This window comes from Actinomadura sp., from assembly GCF_044508335.1.
GTDB lineage: Bacteria > Actinomycetota > Actinomycetes > Streptosporangiales > Streptosporangiaceae > Spirillospora.
In genome coordinates this window covers 11960-18971 of sequence record NZ_JBIQHY010000098.1, presented here as the reverse complement: position 1 = coordinate 18971, position 7012 = coordinate 11960, and the positions used below count along the sequence as shown (strand labels likewise).

The window sequence follows — 7012 nt, the reverse complement described above, 5'->3', positions numbered from 1 at the left end:
CGGCGGCGGACCCGGCGGCGGACCCGGCGGCGGACCCGGCGGCGGACCCGGCGGCGGACCCGGCCTCGGGGAGCAGGCGGGCGATCCGCGCGACGCCCCAGCCGAGCGCCAGCACCAGCGCCAGCGTGCACGCCAGCACCACCGCCGAGCACACCGCCCACAGCCAGCCCGGCACGTCGGTCTTCAGCTCCCGCTGCAGGATCGACCGCTCGCCCTGCACGTCCCGGGTGAACCGGTCCGGGGCGGGCAGCTCCCCGGCGCCGATCGCGGGGTCGGCGGGCAGGTACACCGGGACGCCGGCGAGGGTCCGGCCGTCGTGCACGCGGATCAGCGTCTTCCACCCGCCGTGCAGCGGCATCGGCTCGCTCGTGCGGTAGACGCCGTCGCGCTCCCGCACCAGGTGGTCGACGTGCAGGCCCCGGCCCTGCCAGCCGGTCACCGTCAGCCACGCCGGCCCGTCCACCGCGCCGGAGGAGAACTCCACGCGGGCGCCGGCGGTGCGGTGCGCGGCGTCGCCGCGCACGCCGGTGAGCGTGACGGTCGCGGTCCGCCCGGACGGCACGTCGACCACCAGCCCGTTGGCCACGGCCGCCGACACCGCCAGGACCGCCCCCGCGAAGATCCCGCGCGCCACCGCCCGCCGCGGCATCCGCCCCGCCAGCCCCTCGGCCAGCAGCGCCCCGCACAGCCCGCCCGCGACGCCGCCGGTCACCGCCATGGCCATGCCCTCGGCGAGGATGTCCGGCGTCCACGGCAGCCGCCACGCCGCCTGCCCGTAGGCGTACTCGGCGCCGAACCCCGCCGTCCCGATCAGCAGCCCCGACACCGCGCCCATCGCCACCGGCCGCCGCGCGAGCGCCAGCGCCGCGACCTCCACGCACACCGCCTCGGCGAAGTACAGCGGCACCGCCGCCCACAGCTCGCCGATCACCCCGGCGACCGCGACCGACACCCCGCCCCGCACCAGCATGTAGAACACCACGGCCAGCAGCGCGGCGCCGCGGCCCGCCCACAGCCGCACCGCCACCAGCGCGCAGCCCGCCGCCAGCGCGATCAGCAGCGGCTGGTGGACGAGCCGGAACTGCGGCACCCCGAAGTCGTACTCGGCCTGGAACACCGACAGCCCGATCAGCAGCCCGCCGCCGAGCATGCAGCGCCGCGCGTACCGGACCCAGCGGGGCGGCTGCGCGGCGCCGCCGCGGGCGCGGCGGCCCTCCCGCTCCAGGATCATCATCGCCACCAGCGACAGCCCGGCCCCGCCGATCAGCATCAGGTGCGTCGGGCCCCACAGCGTCACGTCCTGCCCGAAGATGCGGTGCCACACATCGTCGAGGGGGAAGCCCAGCAGCGCGTAGAACCCGGCGCCGGCCAGCAGCACGCCGCCGGCGGGCGCGTACCAGTCCCGGGTGATCCGCACCGCCGCGGCGCCGGGCCGCTCGCCCTTGGGCAGCACCACGGCCAGCACCCCGGCGGTGAAGACGCCGAACAGCCCGACCAGGATCGGGTAGTGCGCGACGTTGGCCAGCGGGCCCTCGTCGCGGCCGTGCGAGATGTGCAGGGAGATGTCCCAGTACATGCCGAGCAGCGCCACCAGCAGCGCCACCATCGCCACCTGCAGCGGCAGCGCGGCCCAGCCGGGCACGCCGCGGCCGGCGCCGCGCTCGGCCAGCCGCGCCAGCCGCGCCAGGGCGGTGATGCGGCCGGTGCGGTGCCCCCACCCGAAGACCAGCAGGAACGCCGTCAGGGCGGCGGCGCCGGCGGAGGCGATGATGATCTGGTCGAGCGCGGCGCCGCCCGCCGGTTTCGCCGGCGCCGCGGCGGCCAGCCGCAGCGCCGCAGCCGCCGCTCCCGTGCCCGTCATGTGCTCCACCACCGGTGCTCCCTCGCCGCACGAATCGGAACGGATGGGGGCGATACCCCTTTCCGATGTGGAGTATGTCATCTTCGAATGTGTCATTGTCTAGTGTCACAATCTGTGGTGTGGGACACCGGTACGGAAGGGGCGCCATGAGGCTGCGGATCATCGCCGGGGCGGTCGCGGCCGCCGTGACGCTGGCGGCGGCCGGATGCGGGGAGCCCGCGCCCGCCGGGCCGTCCGCCGCGCCCGCCGCCCCCGGCACCGCCGCGCCCACCACCGGACCCACCGCCGGACCCACCGCGGGCGCCCGGCCGTCCGCCTCGCCGGGGGCGCCGGTCGTGCGGGTCGCGGTGACCGTCCGGGACGGCCGGGTCCGCACCGCGCACCGCCGGGTGAAGGTCCCGCGCGGCGCCGTCGTCGAGATCACCGTCACCGGCGACACCGCCGACCGGTTCCACCTGCACGGCTACGACCGCGAACTGCCGATCACCCCCGGGCGCCCCGCCGTCCTGCGGTTCACCGCCGGCACGCCCGGGGTGTTCGAGGCCGAGCTGCACCACTCCGGCGCCCGCGTGCTCGAGCTCCAGGTCGGCTGAGCCGTGACCGCACCCGCACCCGCCATCGCGGCCGGCGGCGCCCACGTCCTGGCGCACGGGCTCGGCGGCCGCACCGACCTGCCGCTGGACGCCGTCGCGGCCATCGCCGGCGGCGGCATCGCGGTGGCCGCCTCGTTCGCCGCGCTGACCGCCGCGTGGAAGCGGCCCCGGCTCCACCCCGACGCCGGGCGGCCGCTGCCCGCCGCGCTCGCCCGCGCCCTGGACGCGCCCGCCCTCACCGCGGCCGGACGCCTCCTGGCCCTCGCCGCGGCCGCGCTCGTCGTGATCGTCGCGTTCGCCGGGCCGCCCGGCGCGGACGCCAACCTCGCCCCCTGGGCGCTGTTCGTGACGTTCTGGGTCGGGCTCGTGCCCGCCGGCGTCCTGCTCGGCCCGGTATGGCGGCGCGTCAACCCGCTGCGGACCCTGCACGCCGCCCTGTGCCGGCTCACCCGCACGTCCCCGGCGGGCCGCCGCGCCCTGCCCGCCCGCGCCGGGTACTGGCCCGCCGCGGCGTGGCTCACCGGGTTCGTGTGGCTGGAGCTGGTCGCGCCCCACCGCTCCGACCCGCGCCTGGTCGGCGCGCTCATCCTGGCGTACGCGGCCGCGAACACGGCGCTGGCCTGGTGGTTCGGCCGCGACTGGTTCACCCGCGGCGACGGGTTCGAGGCCTACTGCAGCCTGCTGGCCCGGCTCTGCCCGATCGGGCGGCGCCGCGACGGGACCCTGGTGCTGCGCACCCCGCTCACCGGGCTCATGACCGGCGCCGCCGAACCCGGCCTCACCGCGACCGCCTGCGTGCTCATCGGCTCCACCGGATTCGACGGCATCACCCGCACCACCTACTGGCGCGACAACGTCGACCCCTCCAGCGTCCCCGCCGGGACGCTAGGGCTCGCCGCCGCCATCGGCGCCGTCGCTGCCGGCTACGTCGCCGCGCTGCGGCTCAGCGCCCGCCTCACCGGCCAGGACCCGGCCGCGCTGCCCGGGCGGTTCGCCGCGACGCTGCTGCCCATCGCCCTCGGCTACGCCCTCGCCCACTACTTCTCGTTCTTCGTCCTGGAAGGGCAGACCACCTTCATCCTCGCCAGCGACCCGTTCGGGACGGGCGCGAACCTGCTCGGCTCCACCGGCAACCGGATCGACTACGACCTGGCCGGGCCCACGCTCACCGCGCAGGTCCAGGTCAACGCCATCGTCCTCGGCCACATCGCCGGGACCGTCGCCGCACACGACCTCGCCCTGCGCGGCCCCGGCCCGGCCCTGCGCGGCCAGCTCCCCGTCGCCGCGGTCATGGTCGCGCTCACCTGCGCCGGGCTGTTCGCCCTGCTCAGCGGCTGACCCCCTGCGGCGCCGCACCTCACCGGCCGCCACGCAGACCGCGATCAGCACCGGCACCCACAGCTTCGCCGCCACCGCCGCCGCCCGCACCCACGGCGGCAGCGGCGCCTCCGGCAGGTCCGGCAGCGGCAGATCGGGGAAGGGGACGCGCGGCCGGGGGACCGACGGGGGATCGATGCCGGGGAACCGCACGTCCGGGCGCGGGACCATGCCGACCAGCACCTTCACCAGCGCGCCCAGCCCCAGCAGCGGGACCAGCACCCGGCCGAGCGCCGCCGCCACATGCCGGGAGGCGTACAGCGCCGGATGCGCCCGCGCGAACGCCTCCCGCCGCGCCGCCCGCGTCCCCGCCGGCGGCTCGAACGGCACCCGCCCCCGGCCCTTCCCCGCGCCCCCGCCGCAGCCCCCGCCGGAGCCTTCACCGGGACTCTTGCCCGTGCCCGTGTCCAGGTCTTCACCCGGTTGCGGCCGGGTCAGCGCGCAGCGGGACGCCTGCCCGTCCACCAGCCCCACGGCGTCGAACACCACGACCACCGACCGGTCGCCGTAGGCGAGCTCGGCCTTCCGGAAGGCCGCGGCCTCCCGCGCCGGCTCACCGTCGACGTACAGGCGCGCGAACCGGTCCCACCCGTCCCGCCCGGTCTCGACCTGCAGGCGTCGGCCTCCGCAGTCGAGCGTCCAGCGGCCCGCGGGCGCGCCGCTCAGCGATATACCCCCTGGCATGCCGCCAGTCTCGCCACCGGCCGGCACCCGCCCCAACGCCCGAACGGCGACCGGACCCTAGACCAAAGTCGACGGCCGGGACCGCGGTCAGGACTCGAAGCGCCACAGGCCCGCGCCGTAGGGCTCCACCGTGCTGACCATCGCCACCGTCCGGTGGACGAACCGGTACAGGTGCCACGGCGGCGGCCCGGCGCTCTGCGCGTTGTAGGGCGCGGTGAACGCGTCCCCGTCGACCTGCGCGGGCCAGCCGCTCTCCCGGTAGGCCGCGGCGACCTGCTCCAGGACGGCCGGGTCGGTGACGCGCCCGGCGGTCCCCTCCAGCACGATGTCGCCGCCGGGAGTGCGGACCGACAGCGTGCACGCCGGGTTCGCCGCCAGGTCGCGGGACTTGCGGGTGCCCGGCCCGCTGACGAAGAAGATCTCCCCGTCGTGCCACAGCGCGCCGATGCCCGCCGAGTGCGGGCGCCCGTCCGGGCGGACGGTCCCCAGGAACGACGCGGTCTCCATCTTCGGCAGCGCGCCCACCAGCGCGTCCCGGACGGTCTCCCACGCCAGCTCCGGGCTGCCGTAGATGTCGAGGTTGCGGGCCTCCACGGGCTCACGGTCGGTCATCGTCGTCCTCCTTCGGCCGGACTCATGCGAGCCTTTCACAGGGGGCAGACCGCGCGGCGCCCGCGAACTCATCGGCGCCCGGTTCCCTAGGGTGGGGATCATGGCTCCTTCCATCGCCTCCGCGGACCGCGTCGGCCGCCCCGAACTGCTCGACTTCCTGCGTCCCCGCCACCGCGCGGTGCTGTCCACGACCCGCGCCGACGGGCGCCCCCAGATGTCCCCGGTGACGTGCGGGGTCGACGGCGAGGGCCGCATCGTGGTGTCCACCTACCCAGAACGCGCCAAGGCCCGCAACGCCCGCCGCGACCCGCGCGTGTCGGTGTGCGTGCTGTCGGACGACTTCAACGGCCCCTACGTCCAGGTCGACGGGACCGCCGAGGTCATCGACATGCCCGCCGCCGCAGACGCCCTCGTCGACTACTACCGGTGCATCGCCGGGGAGCACCCCGACTGGGACGAGTACCGCGAGGCGATGCGCCGCCAGGGCAAGTCGCTGATCCGCGTCACCATCGACCGGTGGGGCCCCATCGCCACCGGCGGGTTCCCCGCCCGCCTCGCCTCCGGCGACTGACCCCGCCCCACGACCCGCCCCACGACCCGCCCGGACCGCCGCCCCGGCGGGCGGCGCGGCGGGCGGCGCGGCGATCCGCCGCGGCAATCCGCCGCGGACGTTCCGGCCGTACCTGACAGAAGGTGTCAGCTTCTCCTGCGAGCCTTGGGGCGTTTCCCCGACGACAGAGGAGATGCACATGACCGGTATCGCGGAGTTCGCCGCCGTCACCATCGACTGCCCGGAGCCGCCCGCCCTCGCCGCGTTCTACGCGGCCCTCACCGGCGGCGAGGTCACCTACGACACCGCCGAGGCCGCCGCCGTCAAGCTGCCCAACGGCGTGGACGTCTACTTCCAGGCCGTCCCCGCCCACAAGGCGCCGACCTGGCCCGAGGGGGACCGGCCCCAGCAGTTCCACCTCGACCTCTACGTCGACGACCTCGACAAGGCCGAGGCGGCGGTCGCCGAACTGGGCGGCAGCACACTGGAATTCCAGCCCGGCGAGGACCGCTGGCGCGTCCTGGCCGACCCCGCCGGGCACCCGTTCTGCGTCTGCCTGCGCCAGCCCGCAGAACCCGCCTGAGCAAGGCCGGCGGGCAAGGCCGGCGGGCAAGGCCGGCGGGCAGGGCCGGGGGGGCAGGGCCGGCCGGCGGGGGCTACAGCACCCGCACGGGCAGGCCGCCGCGCGGCCGCATCGCCGTCACGCTCGTCGGGACGGCGGCGGGGGAAACCAGGCGCAGCCGGGTCCGGGCCAGCAGGCACGCCAGCATCGTCTTGATCTCCACGGTCGCCAGCGTCGCGCCGATGCAGCGGTGCGGCCCGCCGCCGAACGGCAGGAACGTCGACGGCGCGGCGGGACGGTACAGGGCCGAGGCCGGGTCCCAGCGCTCGGGCCGGAACCGTCCCGCCCGCGGCCACACCTCCGGCATCCGGTGCGTGACGAACGGCGAGTACAGCACCATCGCGCCCGCCGGGATCCGGTGCCCGGCGTAGGAGAAGTCCTCCACCGGGACCCGGGCGCTGACCACCGCGGGCGGGAACAGCCGCAGCGTCTCGTTCACCACCCCGTCCAGGTAGGTCAGCGCGGGCAGGTCGGCGGCCGTCACCGGGCGGTCGCCGACCACCTCGGCGACCTCGCGGCGCGCCCGCTCCTCGGCCGCCGGATGGGTCAGCAGCGCGTACACCGCCCACGCCATCGCGGCGCTGGTGGTGTCGTACCCGGCGGAGATCAGGCTGATGACCTGGTCCTGCAGCTCCTGGCGGGTCAGGCCCGAGCCGTCCTCGTCGCGGGCGGCCATCAGCATGCCCAGCACATCGTCGTACCCGCCGCCGTCA

7 protein-coding genes are annotated in these 7012 nt (G+C 76.7%); 4 read left to right on the top strand and 3 right to left on the bottom strand.

The annotated features are described in order from the left end of the window. Positions 1–1861 (bottom strand): hypothetical protein (locus ACIWVC_RS26290; protein WP_396454708.1); only part of this gene is annotated, 1861 nt, incomplete at its 3' end. 146 nt (positions 1862–2007) lie between these two features. Between ACIWVC_RS26290 and ACIWVC_RS26285 the strand changes: the two genes are divergently transcribed. Together ACIWVC_RS26285 and ACIWVC_RS26280 are read left to right on the top strand one after the other, a co-directional pair. After that, positions 2008–2454: a hypothetical protein gene (locus ACIWVC_RS26285; protein WP_396454707.1), complete on the top strand. Its 447-nt coding sequence runs from the start codon at positions 2008–2010 to the stop codon at positions 2452–2454. Between the two features lie 3 nt (positions 2455–2457). Beyond that, on the top strand, positions 2458–3792 hold the full coding sequence (locus ACIWVC_RS26280; protein ID WP_396454706.1) for a hypothetical protein: 1335 nt from the start codon (positions 2458–2460) through the stop codon (positions 3790–3792). Positions 3793–4602: 810 nt separating this feature from the next. On the opposite strand, the gene ACIWVC_RS26275 is transcribed toward ACIWVC_RS26280, so the two are convergent. Continuing rightward, on the bottom strand, positions 4603–5127 hold the full coding sequence (locus ACIWVC_RS26275) for a pyridoxamine 5'-phosphate oxidase family protein (protein ID WP_396454705.1): 525 nt from the start codon (positions 5125–5127) through the stop codon (positions 4603–4605). Between the two features lie 100 nt (positions 5128–5227). On the opposite strand from ACIWVC_RS26275, the gene ACIWVC_RS26270 reads away from it, so the two are divergent. Both ACIWVC_RS26270 and ACIWVC_RS26265 read left to right on the top strand, forming a co-directional pair. After that, positions 5228–5698: a PPOX class F420-dependent oxidoreductase gene (locus ACIWVC_RS26270; RefSeq protein WP_396454704.1), complete on the top strand. Its 471-nt coding sequence runs from the start codon at positions 5228–5230 to the stop codon at positions 5696–5698. 178 nt (positions 5699–5876) lie between these two features. Continuing rightward, the gene (locus tag ACIWVC_RS26265; protein ID WP_396454703.1) at positions 5877–6260 is read left to right on the top strand and encodes a VOC family protein; all 384 of its coding nucleotides are present in this window, start codon (positions 5877–5879) and stop codon (positions 6258–6260) included. 73 nt (positions 6261–6333) lie between these two features. Here ACIWVC_RS26265 and ACIWVC_RS26260 read toward each other — a convergent pair. Further along, positions 6334–7012: cytochrome P450 (locus ACIWVC_RS26260; protein ID WP_396454702.1), on the bottom strand; the 679-nt coding region annotated here is incomplete at its 5' end.

Coding starts and splice junctions, on each gene's coding strand:
- ACIWVC_RS26270 (WP_396454704.1), top strand. CDS start 5,228: ATGGCTCCTTCCATCGCCTCCGCGGACCGCGTCGGCCGCCCCGAACTG.
- ACIWVC_RS26285 (WP_396454707.1), top strand. CDS start 2,008: ATGAGGCTGCGGATCATCGCCGGGGCGGTCGCGGCCGCCGTGACGCTG.
- ACIWVC_RS26275 (WP_396454705.1), bottom strand. CDS start 5,127: ATGACCGACCGTGAGCCCGTGGAGGCCCGCAACCTCGACATCTACGGC.
- ACIWVC_RS26265 (WP_396454703.1), top strand. CDS start 5,877: ATGACCGGTATCGCGGAGTTCGCCGCCGTCACCATCGACTGCCCGGAG.